13 protein-coding genes are annotated in these 15635 nt (G+C 61.9%); 12 read left to right on the forward strand and 1 reads right to left on the reverse strand.

The window, feature by feature from the left end:
• The first annotated feature begins 9 nt into the window (after positions 1–9).
• Complete coding sequence (locus ACPQ6D_RS05225) at positions 10–1242, forward strand: ABC transporter permease (protein ID WP_423223247.1); 1233 nt, start codon at positions 10–12, stop codon at positions 1240–1242.
• On the opposite strand, the gene ACPQ6D_RS05230 is transcribed toward ACPQ6D_RS05225, so the two are convergent.
• Positions 1233–1493, reverse strand: coding sequence for a hypothetical protein (locus ACPQ6D_RS05230; protein ID WP_423223248.1), 261 nt, complete (start codon positions 1491–1493; stop codon positions 1233–1235). The two genes, ACPQ6D_RS05225 and ACPQ6D_RS05230, sit on opposite strands and share 10 nt — an antisense overlap.
• Before the next feature lie 101 nt (positions 1494–1594).
• Here ACPQ6D_RS05230 and ACPQ6D_RS05235 point away from each other — a divergent pair, with 101 nt between their 5' ends.
• From ACPQ6D_RS05235 to ACPQ6D_RS05285, 11 genes are all read left to right on the forward strand, one after another.
• Positions 1595–2614, forward strand: a complete 1020-nt coding sequence (locus ACPQ6D_RS05235; protein WP_423223249.1) for a LacI family DNA-binding transcriptional regulator — start codon at positions 1595–1597, stop codon at positions 2612–2614.
• Positions 2615–2894: 280 nt separating this feature from the next.
• The gene (locus ACPQ6D_RS05240; RefSeq protein WP_423223250.1) at positions 2895–4190 is read left to right on the forward strand and encodes an ABC transporter substrate-binding protein; all 1296 of its coding nucleotides are present in this window, start codon (positions 2895–2897) and stop codon (positions 4188–4190) included.
• A gap of 134 nt (positions 4191–4324) precedes the next feature.
• Positions 4325–5359, forward strand: a complete 1035-nt coding sequence (locus ACPQ6D_RS05245; RefSeq protein ID WP_423223251.1) for a carbohydrate ABC transporter permease — start codon at positions 4325–4327, stop codon at positions 5357–5359.
• Positions 5360–5374: 15 nt separating this feature from the next.
• Positions 5375–6211 (forward strand): carbohydrate ABC transporter permease, encoded by an 837-nt coding sequence (locus tag ACPQ6D_RS05250; protein ID WP_423223252.1) that lies wholly within the window; start codon positions 5375–5377, stop codon positions 6209–6211.
• Positions 6212–6329: 118 nt separating this feature from the next.
• Positions 6330–7121, forward strand: coding sequence for an HAD-IIA family hydrolase (locus ACPQ6D_RS05255; RefSeq protein WP_423223253.1), 792 nt, complete (start codon positions 6330–6332; stop codon positions 7119–7121).
• A 5-nt stretch (positions 7122–7126) separates the two neighbouring features.
• A complete protein-coding gene (locus ACPQ6D_RS05260; RefSeq protein WP_423223254.1) occupies positions 7127–8653 on the forward strand; it encodes an FGGY family carbohydrate kinase in 1527 nt (508 codons plus the stop codon).
• A gap of 9 nt (positions 8654–8662) precedes the next feature.
• On the forward strand, positions 8663–10291 hold the full coding sequence (pabB, locus tag ACPQ6D_RS05265; RefSeq protein ID WP_423223255.1) for an aminodeoxychorismate synthase component I: 1629 nt from the start codon (positions 8663–8665) through the stop codon (positions 10289–10291).
• An 11-nt stretch (positions 10292–10302) separates the two neighbouring features.
• Complete coding sequence (locus ACPQ6D_RS05270) at positions 10303–11145, forward strand: aminotransferase class IV (RefSeq protein ID WP_423223256.1); 843 nt, start codon at positions 10303–10305, stop codon at positions 11143–11145.
• An 87-nt stretch (positions 11146–11232) separates the two neighbouring features.
• Entirely contained in the window at positions 11233–12492 is a 1260-nt protein-coding gene (locus ACPQ6D_RS05275) for a tetratricopeptide repeat protein (RefSeq protein WP_423223257.1), read from the forward strand.
• 231 nt (positions 12493–12723) lie between these two features.
• The gene (locus tag ACPQ6D_RS05280; RefSeq protein ID WP_423223258.1) at positions 12724–14706 is read left to right on the forward strand and encodes an APC family permease; all 1983 of its coding nucleotides are present in this window, start codon (positions 12724–12726) and stop codon (positions 14704–14706) included.
• Positions 14703–15602, forward strand: coding sequence for a R2-like ligand-binding oxidase (locus ACPQ6D_RS05285; RefSeq protein WP_423223259.1), 900 nt, complete (start codon positions 14703–14705; stop codon positions 15600–15602). The genes ACPQ6D_RS05280 and ACPQ6D_RS05285 overlap by 4 nt, the downstream gene beginning before the upstream one ends.
• Positions 15603–15635: the final 33 nt, after the last annotated feature.

The raw sequence follows: 15635 nt of genomic DNA on the forward strand, positions 1-15635 counted from the left end.
AAGATCGCCATGCGAAAATTGATGATGGTCTTGCGCGTCGCGGTGACGGCGCTGACGGTGCACAAAATGCGCTCCATCCTCACCATGTTAGGCGTCGTGATTGGCGTGGCCGCGGTGATTGCCCTGGTAGCCGTCGGGCAAGGCGCGCAGGCGCAGATCGTCAGTCAGTTTCAATCGCTTGGCTCCAACCTGTTGACTGTCACCGCAGGGACGAACTTCGGCTTTTCACGCAACGGCTTGCAGCAGAATACGCGCCCACTGACCGACAAGGATGTAGAGGCTATCCGCGCGCTGGCAACCTCGGTCAATTTGATCGCGCCCGATTACAGCACAAACGCCACCGTGGTCTACCAGGGCAAAACGACAAACACCAGCGTCAGTGGGGTAACGGCGGATTACGCCGCCGTGCGTAATTGGAGCGTGGAACGCGGCCGCTTCATCAGCGCGGATGACAACACGAATCTCGCCATGGTGGTGATCCTGGGTCAGACTGTGGTCGAGAACCTGTTTGGCAGCACGCTGGTCAACCCGGTAGGCGAGGTCGTGCGCATCAACCGGCAGCCGTACGAAGTGGTGGGCGTCCTGAAGACCAAGGGGCAGAGCGGTTTCAACAACCAGGATAACACCGTGTTCATGCCGCTGCGCACGGCCCAGATCAAGTTGGGCGGCGCAGGCACCACCCAGGTGCGCTCCATCAGCCTGCAAGTGCGCTCCGCCGCGGAGATGGACCTGGCGCAGGCTGAAGTCACAGCGATTTTGCGCACCCTGCATGGGCTGCAGACCGGCGCGGAAAACGATTTCACCGTGCAGAACCAGGCCGATATTCTAAGCACGGTTGCCCAGACGACTGGCACCTTTACCACCTTGTTGGGGAGCATCGCCGCCATCTCACTGCTCGTCGGCGGCATCGGCATCATGAATATCATGCTTGTCAGCGTAACCGAGCGCACGCGTGAGGTTGGTCTGCGCAAAGCGGTCGGCGCCAAGCGCAGCGATATCCTTGTCCAGTTCCTGGCTGAAGCTGTTGTGCTCAGCATCACCGGGGGCGCTGTGGGCGTGCTGCTTGGCGTGGGCGGTGCGCAGCTGATCTCACCCTTGTTGGGGAATACCCGCGCCCTCGTCACGCCGCAAAGCATCATCTTGGCTCTCGCCGTTTCCCTCGCCATTGGCATCTTCTTCGGTCTCTATCCCGCCAATCGCGCCGCGCGCCTCAACCCCATTGATGCCCTGCGCTATGAGTAACTGAGCAACTTCCGTTTGACTTCTTGCATAGAAGAATAGGAAATCTCAGACGCAAAGATCGCCAGGCCCGATGGTTTACTTTGCGGTCTTGGCGTCTTCGCGATTCCTGCGCGATTCCAGATCTGATCCTCAAATTCCTCATTTTGGATCTTGACAAACCACATCGTGTATGATAGAATTTCCATAGTTAAGCGGTTTCTGAAAAATTGCTTCTCGGCTTGTCTCTTTGGTAAACCGCTTAATGTTGTCACGGCGCCACGATCCTTTGATGGCGCGCTGAATCGGGATGACCAGGCCGCGTCGCCAAGACGACCATCCTGGCCGCTGGATGCGAAGAAGCAGGAGCGTTCCCGTGCCGGTCACGATCTACGATGTAGCGAGACAGGCTGGGGTCTCAACGGCCACGGTCTCGAAAGTACTGTCGAACACGCCCTATGTGAGCGACAGCACGCGCGCCAAAGTGCTGGCGGCCGTTTCCGACCTCGATTTCATCCCCAGCCTGGCGGCGCGCGGCCTGAGCCAATCGCGCACGCATATCATCGGCTTGGCCTTTCCGTACGCGTCTGATTATCTCTTCGATGACCCACATTTGATGCTGTTCCTGCGCGGGGTTGAGAATATCGCCACGATGCACGATCACAGCATCCTCCTGATGACCGCCCGTCAATCCGACGACGCCGCGGGCGGATTGCGCCGCCTGCTGCACACCCACTATGTGGATGGCGCCATTGTCGTTGGAATGGAAAGCGTGCGGCCCGTGACGGCCGAGCTGCGCCATCGCGCCTATCCCACCGTCGCCCTGGGCTACTTTTCGCCGCTTGGCGACCAGAACACGGTTCATGCCGATGATTACCAGGGCGCGCGCCTGGCCGTGGCCCACCTCCTGGCTTTGGGGCATCGCCGGATTGGCCTGATCGGCGGACCGCCGGAGATCACCGCGGTCGGCCAGCGTATCCAGGGCTTTACCGATGCCCTATCCGATTATGGACTGAGCTTCTCCCAGGCGCTGATGGCCGCCGGCGACTTCACGCAGGAGAGCGGCTTTGCGGCCGCCGTTCACCTGCTGGCGCAGCCTGAGCGGCCAACCGCCGTTTTTTCTGTCAACGACCGCATGGCGCTTGGATTCATGGCCTACGCGCAAGCGATTGGTCTCGCCATCCCTGCCGATCTGTCCATCGTCGGTTTTGACGACATCCCTTCGGCAGCCTACTCGCATCCGGCGTTGACAACCGTCCACCAGCCCTCGCTCGACCTGGGACGCACCGCCGCCGAGCGCCTGCTGCAGTTGATCGAGCACGGCGCTGAAAGTTTTGCGCCGCTGGTTCTGCCGACGACCTTTGTCTTGCGCGGCTCAACGCGACCAGTTGCCTGAACTGCTGTGGCCGGTTGCAGTTACCGTGACGATCAGCCATTGACACAAACTGCCCATCCAGCCCCCGGCGCTCCCCGAGACGAATGTTGGTTGCAGTTTTGACCTGACTTTGACAGCCGAAAGGAGGCCGCTTAGGAAGAAAAACACCCGCATTCAGGATGACACCCGAAATGGAGAGAGAATGATGCGATGGATGCAGCAGATGTCCGTTTGTGCCAAAACGCCATCTGCGGCGCCAACGTCACAGCCCTGTTTAGTAGACAGAAGGAGAGCTTCTACGATGATGAAGAAATTGCTCGTACTATTGGTCATTGCTGCCACCTTGCTCACTGCGTGTGGCGGCGCGGCACAACCTACCACGGCTCCCGCGCAACCGGCCGCGGAAGTCACCATCCGCTGGCGTACGCGTCCTGACAACCAGGAAGAGCAGAACGTCTATCAGAAGATCAGCGATGAGATTGACGCCAAGCTGGCGAACGTCAAGCTGGTGTACGACCCAGCCCCGGTGCAGGGCTACATGGACAAGTTGACAACTGAGCTGTCCGCTGGCACTGCCCCGGACATCACCTGGATTCCTGGCGCCAGCACGGCTGACCTGGCCAGCAAAGGCGTCCTGCTTGATCTCATGCCCATGGCGACCAAGGACAGCGCCTTCAAGCTGACCGATTACTATGACGCGCCGATGAAGGAATTGCAGCATGACGGCAAGCTGTGGGGCCTGCCGCGCGACATCTCCACGATGGTCATTTACTACAACATGGACCTCTTCAAGGCGAAGGGGCTGCCTGATCCGGCTGAGCAGGCCGCGAAGGGCGAGTGGACATGGGACAACTTCCTGAAGGCCGCCCAAGCCATCCGTGATGAAGGCGCTGGCACCTACGGCTTCAGCTTCAGCAACTGGTGGGGCCTCTGGGGCTACTTCGCCTACGGCGGCGGCGGCAATCTCTTCAATGCCGATCGCACCGCCTGTGGCCTGGATCAGCCTGGTTCGATCACCGGCTTGCAGTTCATGTCCGATCTCTTCAACAAGTACAAGGTTGCACCGCCTCCAGGCGCCGAGGGCGGCGTGGGCGAGACCGACTTCCTGGCCGGCAAGGTGGGCATGTTCCCCAACGGCCGCTGGATGACGCCTGGCATGCGCCAGAATGCCAAGTTCAACTGGGGCGTGGTGGAGATGCCGCAAGGCCCAGGCGGCAAGACGACCTGGCTCTTCTGGGGACCGTACGTCGTCAGCGCCAAGACCAAGAACGCCGATGCAGCGTGGCAGGTCATCAAGGAACTGACCAGCCCCGACGTGCAGGCAAAGGTGGCCGCCTTGGGCAGCAACATCCCGTCCAACAAGGCCGACAGTGCCAAGCAGGCGTTCCTCGATTCCAAGCCGCCGGCAGACAACACCGCGTTCATCAAGGGCGCGGACTACGCCGTGGCTGAGATTCCCTTGTGGACTGGCAACTGGGGTGACATCGTAGATGCCATCTACCAGCCCAACATTGACAAGCTGTTGAACGGCAAGGCGACCGCAGAGCAGATCGCCAAGGATGCCTGCGCGGCTGCCAATCCTTTGTTCAAGAAGTAGCACCGATTGAGCAAGACTTCGGAAGTCCCGCCGCAGCCGCGGTTCGCTCCTGCGTTCAGGATTTCCGAAGTCTGCTCCCTCCCCGCCTTCGATCTCCGATCTCCGATCTCTCGCAACCAGGGAGGACTACGTCCATGACAGCTTCGGCCACGGTTCGTGCATCGAGTGCAGCATCCCGGCAACGACGCGAAGCCCTCGATGGAATTCTCTTCTTGCTACCCAATATCTTGGGCTTCCTGATCTTTTTCGCCGGCCCCCTCATTCTCTCGCTCTATTACAGCCTGACCGACTGGGACCTCTTCAATCCGCCCAAATTCGTCTGGCTGCGTAACTTCGTGCAAGCCCTTGGCTTTCAGATTCAGCCCGCAGCCTATCAGACGGCAATCGCCCAGGGAGAGGGTTTCTTTGCCGCGCTGGGCAAACTGCTCGCCAGTAACGACCCGCTCTTCTGGGTTGCGCTGCGCAACACCTTTGTCTATGCCGGCGGCGTGCTACTCCTGTCAGTGCTTCCCGCTTTCTTTTTGGCCTATCTGCTCAACTCCAAACTGCGCGGCATGACCTTCTTCCGCGGCCTCTACTACCTGCCGGTGGTGGCATCAGTCGTTGGCATCTCGCTGGTTTACCTCTGGATCTTCGACCGCCAGAGCGGCGCCATCAACTTCGTCCTGGGCAGTATTACGACGCTCATCAACCGGCTCTTCGGTACCGAATTGGCCAAGCCCCTGATCGGCTGGTTGAACGACCCCGATTGGGCTCTTTTTTCCCTCATCCTGATGAGCGCCTGGCGCACGGTTGGTTATGATATGGTGATCTTCCTGGCCGCGCTGCAAGGCGTCCCGCACAGCCTGACCGAAGCTGCGCTGGTGGATGGCGCTTCACGCGGCACCATTTTGCGCAAGATCATCATCCCCCTGATTACGCCAACGATCTTCTTCATTCTGGTCACAAATCTGATCGAAGTGCTGCAGATTTTCGCAGAACCTTACATCATGACCCGCGGCGGCCCCGCCAATGCCACGCTGACCATCGTCATGTATCTATACCAAAAAGGTTTTCAGCGCTTCCAAATGGGCTATGGCAGCGCCCTGGCCTGGCTGTCGTTCGCCATCATTTTCATCATCACCACCATTCAATTCCGCGCATCCCAGCGCTGGGTAGTCGAAGACTAGAAGGGAGGTTCATCCATGCTTGGCCGTAGTCAATCCATTCCGTGGGGGCAGCGCATCCTGCTCTACGCTTTCCTGATGATCGTTGGCGCGGTGATGGCCTATCCCTTCTTCTTCATGGTCACCACCTCACTCAAGGACAACCAGTCCACGTTTGCCAACATCTTGGCGCCCTTTGGCCCCTCGCTCGAATGGGCCAACTATCAGGCTGTGCTCAGCACCATCAACATGGGCCGCTACATGTTGAACACCGCCTTCATCACCATCTGCGTGGTCCTCGGGCAGATTTTCACCTCGGTCATGGGCGGCTTTGCCTTTGCGCGCATCAAGTTCCCTGGCCGTGATGCACTCTTTCGCGCGTATCTAGGGACCATCATGATTCCGTTCATGGTCGTGCTGATTCCGACGTATAAGCTCATGCTGCTGTTCAACTGGGTAGACCGTTATGAATCGCTGATCATTCCCTGGCTCTTCACGGCCTACGGCACCTTCCTGATGCGCCAGTTCTTTCGCAACATTCCCAACGAATTGGAGGAGGCCGCGGTGATTGATGGCGCCAACCGCTTCACCATCCTGTGGCGGATCTTCGTGCCGCTTTCGATGCCCGCAATTGCGACCCAGGCCACCATCAGCTTCCTCTACGCCTGGAACAGCTTCATCTGGCCGCTGGTGGTCATCCATAACAAGGAGATGTACGTCGTGACGCAAGGCCTGGCCGACCTGCAAGGCGGCTATCATGCCAATGTGCCGTACATCATGGCCGGCGCGACGCTCGCCATCTTGCCGACGGTGCTCGTCTACATCCTGGCCCAACGCTATTTCGTCGAAGGTATCGCCACAACGGGCCTCAAATAACGGCCGCGCCGGGTTCGCGGCGACCTCTCGCCGCCGCGCGCCTGACCGTCCTTCGCTGCGCATTGCAGAGAATTTTCTTTGTGGGCGCCGCGCGAAAGTTGGTACAATGGAAAATTACATGACCCCCACGCAGCTGTACGACGCGTACATCTTCGACCTGGATGGCACTGTCTATCTGGGCGACGCGCTCCTACCCAGCGCCGGCGAGACCATCAGTCATCTACGCGCCGTGGGCAAGCGCACCGTCTTCCTCTCAAACAATCCGACGCACACCCAGCAAGATTACGCGAACCGGCTGGAGCGCTTAGGCCTGCCTACGCCCTTGTCGGATATCATCAATTCCTCCATGGTGATGGTGGATTTCCTGCAGCAGCATTTGCCCGGCGCCCGCCTCTTCGTCGTGGGCGAAGCGCCGCTCTGCCATGACCTGGAAGCCGCTGGTTTCGAGTTGGTAGAAGACCCCTCGCGCGTCGACGCGGTCATTGCCAGCTTCGACCGCACCCTGGTCTACCGCAAGCTGCAGATCGCCTTCGACGCCATCCGCGGCGGGGCGCGCTTCTTTGCCACCAACGCCGATCGCTACTGCCCGGTGCCAGGCGGCGGTCAACCGGACGCTGCTGCGGTCATCGCCGCCATCGAAGCCTGCACCAACACGCGGGTGGAGGTGGTGGTTGGCAAACCGTCGGCCTTCATGGCCGAAGCCGTCCTGCGCGTCTTGACGCTGCCGCCTGACCGGTGTATCATGACCGGCGACCGCCTGGAAACCGACGTGAAGATGGGGCTTGATGCCGGTATGGCGGCGGCATTGACCTTGACCGGCGCCACCTCGGCCGCCATGCTGGCTGCGTCGCCTGTGCGCCCCACGTTCGTCCTGCGCCAGTTGGCCGATTTGCTGCCAGGCGCCATCTGAGACCTATGCCAACCAAACCTTTTTTGCTCGGACTCGACCAGGGCACCAGCGGCAGTCGCGCCCTCATCCTGGATGACCAGGGGCAGGTGCGCGGCTACGGCTATCGGCCCCTGGCGCGTATCTACCCCAACCCTGGTTGGGTGGAACAAGACCCGCTGGCGGTGGCTGAAACGGTGGCCGCTGCCATCACCGAAGCAATTGGACGAGCCGGCTGTCATCCCGCGGAAATTGCGGCCTGCGGCATCGCCTGCCAGCGCAACACCGATTTTGCCTGGCATGCGGTGAGCGGCCGGGCACTGGCCCCCGCCATCACCTGGCAAGACCTGCGCACCTTGCCCCTGCTCGATGAACTGCGGTCATGGGATCTCTATGCGCAGAGCCGTCGTCGCTTGGGCTACTCGCCCGGCCCATACAGCTCGGCGCTGCACCTTGCCTGGCGTTTGCGCAACGATCAGATCCTGATTGACGCCGCTGCCGCCGGACATCTCCGGCTGGGATTGTCCGCGGCGTGGCTGCTGGTCGCCTTGGGGCAGCCGGCGCAGCACGCCATGGACTTTTCCCTGGTGCAGGCCATGGGCCTCTACGATTTCCGCGCGCGCCAGTATTGGCGCGCCTGGCTGGAACGCCTGGGCGTGCCCGTGGACCCGCTGCCGGCGGCTGTGCCCACGGTGCATGAGTTTGGCGCGGTGCGGGTCCGCGCGCCCGGCGGTGCGAGCGCGGCCGTACCGGTCCTGGCGATGATCGGCGATCAACAGGCGGCTCTGTTTGGCTATGACTGCCGCCGCCCTGGCGACGCGGAGTGTACGCATGGCACCGCCTCGTTTGTGGATGTTTGCCTGGGCGATCGCGCGCCCGATCAGGAGAAGATCAACGTCTACGTTGCGTGGGCGCTGGCGCAGGGCGCCGACCCTGACCCGGCCTTCACCTACTGCCTTGAGGCCGACACTGCGGTCACCGGCGCGGCCATCCGTTGGATGCGCGAAAATGCGCGCCTGTTCGATCGCGACGATGAAGTGGGGCCGCTGGCCGCCTCGGTCGCCGACGCCGGCGGCGTCGTCTTCGTCCCCGCCTTCACCGGCTTGAATGTGCCCTACAACGATCACCGCGCGCGCGGCACCATTCTGGGTTTGACGCTGGGCAGCACGCGCGCCCACATCGTGCGCGCCTTCCTCGAGGCCCTGGGCTACCAGGTGCGCGCTATTTTAGAAACGATCCAGGCCGAAACTGGTCTGCATGTGGACCGGCTGCACCTGGGGGGCGGTGTTTCGGCTAGTGATGAAGCGTGCCAGATTCAGGCTGACCTCATCGGCATCCCGACCATCCGCCCGCAGTTCCGCGAGACCACCGCGCGCGCGGCCGCCATGTTGGCTGGAATCGGCAGCGGCGCCTGGAAGTCGCCTGCTCATTTGCCGCCCTTGCCCGAAGGAGTCACCCGCTTCGAGCCCCGGCTGACGGTTGACCAGCGTGACGCGGGCTACGCACGCTGGCAGCGCGCGGTCGAACGGGCACGCGCGTGGGACACGGAGGCGTAGACGACGGCGATGAGCGAGTGGCCGTGGTTGCTTGAACTTGACCCGCCGCCCGACCCGGTGGCGGTGTTTCAACACCTGGCGCACGATCCCTTCGCCTTGTTTCTTGACAGCGCCCTGGTCACACCCCCGCCCCAGCCGGCGGCACATGCGGCTCGACTGAGACTTCGGCGAGCTCAGTCGAGCCGCGCTCACGCCGAAGGCTCGCCGAAGTCGCCGGAGACGCCGACCGCCCATCCCCTGGGGCGCTATTCCTTCATCACGGCCTACCCGTTCGCCACACTGATCAGCCGCGGTGAGCAGACCGAGTTCACGCAGACCGACACCGGTCTGACCACGCTCAGCGCAGAGGACCCATTTGCCCTGCTGCAGCGGCACTGGCGCGCCTGCGCACAGCCTCCGATTTCCGGCGATGCCAACCTGCCGCCGTTTCAGGGCGGCGTGGCTGGTTACTGGGGCTATGAACTGGCGCATCGGCTGGAAAAAATTCCATTTGTCGCGCAACCTGCCCGTTCGACCGTACCCCCGCCTGACATGGCGCTTGGGTTCTACGATTGGGTGTTGGCCTGGGATCATGCCAGCGCCGGCGACCCGCGCTGCTGGCTCTTTTGCAGCGGCCGGCCGGCGACCGAACCATCCGACCGGTTGCCGCGCGCCCAACAGCGGGCAGAGCAAATTTTGGCCTTGATCGGCCGGCCGCCCCCAGCCTTGGCGCCCTGGCTGGTTTCACCTGCGCCGCCGGTCGCAGACATGCGTAAGCCCGCGCCGCGCTTTCACGTCCCCGGCCATCCCGGCCTCACTTCCACCTTCAGCCGCCCAGCCTACCTGGCGGCCGTGCGCCGCGTGCTGGCGTCCATTGCTGCCGGAGATGTCTACCAGGTCAACCTTGCGCAGCAGCTGCACCTTCCCCTGACAGCCCATCCGTGGGAACATTACCAGCGTCTACGCCGGATCAACCCGGCGCCTTTTGCGGCCTTTTTTGTGCTTCCGCCCGGCCCGGAGGCGGAGCCTGGCCGTGTGGGCGGCGCCATTCTCAGCGCCTCGCCGGAGCGCTTCTTGCGCGTGCAGGGCGGGCAGGTTGAAACGCGGCCCATCAAGGGGACGCGGCCGCGCGGGCGCACTGCCACGTCCGATGCGGCGCTGCGCGCTGAACTGGCCGCCAGCGCCAAGGATCAAGCCGAGAACGTCATGATCGTTGACCTCCTGCGCAACGACCTTTCTAAAGTCTGCCAGCCCTTCAGTGTGCAGGCGCCGGAGCTGTTCGCCGTCGAATCGTATACTACGGTGCATCACCTGGTTTCCACCGTGGTCGGTCACTTGCGTCCTGGTCTGGATGCGGTGGACCTGCTGCGCGCCTGCTTCCCCGGCGGCTCGATCACGGGTGCGCCGAAGGTGCGAGCCATGCAGATCATCGCCAGCCTTGAACCAACGCCGCGCGGCGTCTACTGCGGCGCGCTCGGCTACCTGGGCTTCGACGGCGCCTTCGACAGCAGCATTGCCATCCGCACGGCCGTGGCCGGCGCGCACGAGTTGAGCTTTGGCGTGGGCGGCGGCATCGTCGCAGATAGCGATCCAGCCGCGGAATACACGGAGACCCTGCACAAGGCCGCTGGCCTTTGGCGCGGGTTGACCCTGCCGTAGGAGGCGCTGCCATGTCCTTTGTGCATGTGAATGGTGAACTATTACCTGAGCAGAATGCGCGCATTTCCGTGCACGACCGCGGCTTCCTGCTCGGCGATGGCCTCTTCGAAACCATGCGCGCCGCCGGCGGTCGCGTCCTTCACCTGGATCAGCACCTGGCGCGCCTGAGCCGCGGCGCGGCCGTCCTGGGCTTCGAACTGCCGCCGCAGGCAGGTCTGGCAGATGCCGTGCACAGCACGCTGGCCGCCAACGACCTGGCGAGCCGCGAGGCAGTCGTGCGCCTCACCGTATCGCGCGGCGTCGGGCCGCGCGGCCTGGGGCCGCCGCTGCGTCCGTCGCCCACCGTGGTGATTATCGCGGCGCCGCTCACCGCGCCTCTGCCGGTTCAGCAGACGGCCATCACGCTCCCGTTTCGCCTGGATGCCGCATCGCCGTTGGTCGGGCTGAAGACCCTCAACTACCTGCCGCAGATTCTGGGTCGTCAGGCCGCGTTGGCGGCCGGCGCGGATGAAGGCATCTTCCTGAATCATGCTGATGCGCTGGTGGAGGGCTGCGCCAGCAATCTGTTTTGGGTGCGGGGCAATCTCCTCTGTACGCCCGATCTGACCTGCGGCCCGCTGCCAGGCATCACGCGCGCGATCGCCTTGACGCTTGCGTCCACGCTGGGGTTATCGGTGCGCGAAGGGGCGTTCGCGCGATCAGCGTTGGCGGAGGCGGACGAGGCCTTCCTCACCAACTCCGTCTTGGGTTTCATGCCGCTGACCAGGCTTGATGATCGCGCCATTGGCCAAGGAAAACCTGGATCAGTCACGGCGCGGCTGCAGGCGGCCTTGCAGCAGATGGCCGCGGCCTAGCTGATTGTTGTCTAGTCCAGCGCTTTGGGCTACAATACGGACTGATTTTTCATCTCGCTGGCAAAGGCGTTTTCGCAGGTCGTCGCAATGCTTGATCCAACCCTCATTCTCACCCTGGTTGTCGTGATCCTCACCGCGTTGCTCGGCGCGTACGTCAACGGCCGGCGTCGCGATCGCTGCCTGGCGCACTTCGAGGCTGATCACGTCAATATCGAACTCCTGGGCGGTCAGCAGATTTGGGGTCATCTGCACGTTGAACCGACCGGCGTCGAGCTTATCTATACACGCGATCATCGCGATCAGCAGGAGCACATCGAAACGACCTATCTGCTTTACAAGGACGAGTTCCCGCAAATTCAGGCTGTCTATCGCTACTGTGACGAGATGGATGCCGACGAGCAGCAAAAGCGCCGGGCGATGATTGAGCGGGTGTTTCATCCCCGTCCCAGCATGCGTCTGCGCCGCCGCCTGCGCAATTTCATCAGCTCCGCGTCTGATTCGCTCAGCCAGGCCATCGGCGTGATCGTGGGCAGCAGCAAGGCTCAAGGCTCCAAGCTCATCACCGAAGAAAGCCAGGACTACTTCACCAACCTGGGCAGCAACTTGATCGGTTACGCCGGCACTGACTACGATCCCCTGCTAGAGCGTTACGTTGGCGTCAAAGTGGTGGTGGAGCTGCGTGAAGGCGATGCGGTTTATGAACATGTCGGCATTCTGTGCGACTATACGGCCGATTTTCTGGAGATCCTCGATGTCCATTTCCCCATTGTGCAGACCCATCCGCTGGCGGCGCCAAGCGCTGGGATAGACACGCCGTTCGTGCGTGCAAATCGTACGGGCAAATCGCTCTATGTGGTCAATGTGGGCAAGAATTCGCTCCTGGTGCAGGCAGCGACGGCCGGCGAACAGCAGATGCCGATCAACGCGCTGCTCGATGTCAGCGAAGATCTGGCCTACGACCTGCCGAATGAGTTGGCAAGCGCAGAGGTTGAATTGACGATCAAGATCGTGCGTCATCTCGACTTCATCATCCCGCGCTCCCGCGCGCTCATCCGGCACAAAGCGGAACGTTACGATCCTGACCAGGTGTTCGATATTGGTCTGGGGTTGAAATCGAACTACACGCCGGAAGAGAAGAAACTGAGCGCGGCGCTGGAAGCAAATCCACAGGATGGCGTCAGCGCTGTAGCGCTCGGGCAGCTACTTTTTCGGCGCGGCCGCCTGCGCGAGGCCGAGCGCTGGTTCGATTATGCGCTGGCGCGCCGCGACCGGTTGCCAGACAACGGCAAGCTGGCCGAACGACAGCTGCGCTACATCAAGCTCAAGCGCAGCGAATTCTACAAATAAGCCGAGTTGCAGGTCAAGGCCCTGGGACATGCGGCGGTCAGAACGCTCATGTGACCCAGGCGAGGCGTTCGTCACGCTCGTGGAAGGAATCTACGAAGAAGCGCAGTCGTCACAGCAATGGTGTGACGCGAGCTATCGAATGGTCTGTCTAATGGTGGGCGTTAACGGCGTGATGCTGGCGCCCTGTTTTTTTTGCACACGCGGCAAGCAGCGCGCGTAGTGAGGAACCCAATGGGAACTATACGAACAATTGTTGAGGAACAGAGCGGCCAAACCGTCCTGCGGCGCCAAATCCCCTACGTGCGGCCGCAATCCTGGCGACGCCTGCTGATTGGCGACCGGCTGTCGAATGCGGACGCGCCGCACCAGACCATCCCCAAGGTGGTTGGCCTGGCCGTTTTCGCCTCGGATGCGTTGTCATCCACTGCCTACGCAACCCAAGAAATTCTCGCCATCCTGGCCCTGGCCGGCGCGGGCGCTTTGCCGTTTGCCCTCCCAATCGCCGTCGCCATCGTGGCCTTGCTGGCGATTGTCACGATTTCTTATGAGCAGACCATTCACGCCTACCCTGGCGGCGGCGGCGCCTACATCGTGGCGCGCGACAACCTGGGTGAGCTGGCCGCGCAGACGGCGGGCGCGGCCCTGCTGACTGATTACACGCTGACCGTAGCGGTCTCGATCTCATCTGGCGTGGCGCAAATTGTCTCGGCCTTTCCCGCGCTCTTGAACTGGCGCGTCGAAATTGCCATCGGCATGGTGCTCCTGGTCACGCTCATCAACTTGCGCGGGGTCAAGGAGTCCGGCAGCGCATTTGCCATTCCCACCTACTTCTTCATTGTCATGATGTTTTTGACCGTTGGACTGGCGTTTTTCCGTTACTTGACCGGCAGCCTGGGACAGGTCGTCAACCCGCCGCCCCTGGAGATGATCCATGAAGTTCGCGCGATGTCGCTCTTCCTCTTGCTGCACGCCTTTTCCAGCGGCACCACCGCGCTGACCGGCGTCGAAGCAATTTCCAACGGCACCACGGCCTTCCGCGAGCCGCGCAGTCGCAATGCCGGCATCACGTTGATCTGGATGTCGGTCATTCTGGGCACACTCTTCCTCGGCATCACCTTCCTCAGCGGTCAAATCGGCGCGGTGCCGTCCGAACAAGAGACGGTCATCTCGCAGCTGGTGCGTACGGTCTTTCAGGGGCAGGGGCCGCTTTACCTGGCCGTGATTGCGGCGACGACTGTCATCCTGATCATGGCGGCCAATACCTCCTACGCTGATTTCCCGCGCCTGAGCGCCCTGGTCGCCGGCGATGGCTTCCTGCCGCGCCAATTGACGTACCGTGGCAGCCGCCTGGTCTTCTCCCGCGGCATCTTAAGCCTGGCGGCGCTGGCGTCGGTCCTCATCATCGTATTCGACGCCAGCGTGACGCGCCTCATTCCGCTCTACGCGATCGGCGTGTTTCTCTCCTTCACCCTGTCACAGGCCGGCATGGCCCGGCGTTGGTGGCGCATCGGTCATTTGGCGCCCGAGCAAGAGGTCAAAGACGCCGGCTCCACACTGCACTATGAACCTGGCTGGCAGTTGAAGATGGTTATCAATGGCTTTGGCGCTTTCTGTACAGCCATCGTCATGCTGGTCTTTGCGCTGACCAAGTTTCAGGACGGCGCCTGGGTGGTCTTGATTCTGGTGCCCCTCATTGTGTTGGGTTTCTACACCATTCATCGCCATTACAAGCGCCTGGCCCGCCGACTGTCGCTGGAAGGATTCGGCCCGCCGCCCCTGATTCGCCGCCACCGCGTCATCATGCCGATCGGCGGGGTGCACCGCGGCACGCTCAACGCCTTGCGCTACGCGCGCACCCTGACCCACGACGTGACAGCCGTCTATGTCTCGACCGATGCGGCCACCTCTGATCGCGTCCGCCTGAAATGGGAGCATTGGGGCGAAGGTGCGCGCTTAGTTGTCCTGGAGTCTCCTTATCGCTTGCTCATGGAGCCGCTGCTTGACTTCGTGGATGAGGTCTGCACCTATCGCCAACCCAATGAACTCATCACCATTGTCGTGCCCCAGTTCGTCCCGGCCCATTGGTGGCAGAACCTTCTGCACACGCAGGCGGCGCTCACCTTGCGCATGGCCCTCATGCGGCGCAAGGGCATCGTCATCACCAACGTTCCGTACCAGATTGATGAGGAAGAACCTACTGAGGAGCATGCATGACTCACGCTGCGTTCACCACAACCACGCACGGCTTACGCCGCGATCTGCCGCCGATGCGGCTCTTCGAAAAAGCCAAACGTTACGGCATCTGGAATCCGAGCGAGATTGACTTCAGTCAAGACCGCCGTGATTGGTTGACCCTGGCGCCCACAGAGCAGGACATTCTCCTCCGCCTGACCAGCATGTTTCAGGCCGGCGAGGAGGCCGTGACGCTTGATCTCCTGCCGCTGGTGATGGTCATCGCCCAGGAAGGGCGCCTGGAAGAAGAAATGTTCTTGACCACCTTCCTGTGGGAGGAAGCCAAGCACACCGATTTCTTTCGCCGCTTCCTCGACGAGGTCGTCCAACACTCAGGCGATTTGAGTCGCTTTCATACCCCAAACTACGTCGCCCTTTTTTACCAGGCGCTGCCCGCAGCGATGAACGCGTTGGTCACGGATCGTTCCCCTGCGGCGCAAACGCGAGCGTCGGTCACCTACAACATGATTGTCGAGGGTGTGCTCGCCGAGACCGGCTATCATGCCTACTACACCGTCTTCAATCAAAACGGGATGCTGCCCGGACAAGTCAAAGGCATTGGCCTGCTCAAGCAAGATGAGTCGCGCCATATTGCCTATGGGGTTTATCTCATTTCGCGCCTGTTGGCGCAAGACGCCGGCTTATGGGCCGTGGTGGAAGACACCATGAACGAGCTGCTGCCGTTGGCGCTCGGCGTGATTGGCGACACCTTCGCCTGCTATGACCCAGCGCCGTTTGGGCTGACGCTCGATATGTTTACCGATTTCGCTCTCGGTCAGTTCCAGAAGCGGATGGAGCGCATCGAGCGTGCGCGCGGCGCCACCCTGGACCAGGTTATCGCGGCGACCCAGGCGATCATCGAGCAGGATAGCGCTTGAGATTGCGCGCGCATCGCGCAGACCCCGCGGCCA

Source organism: Candidatus Amarolinea aalborgensis (assembly GCF_900491745.1).
Taxonomy (GTDB): Bacteria; Chloroflexota; Anaerolineae; order SSC4; family Amarolineaceae; genus Amarolinea; species Amarolinea aalborgensis.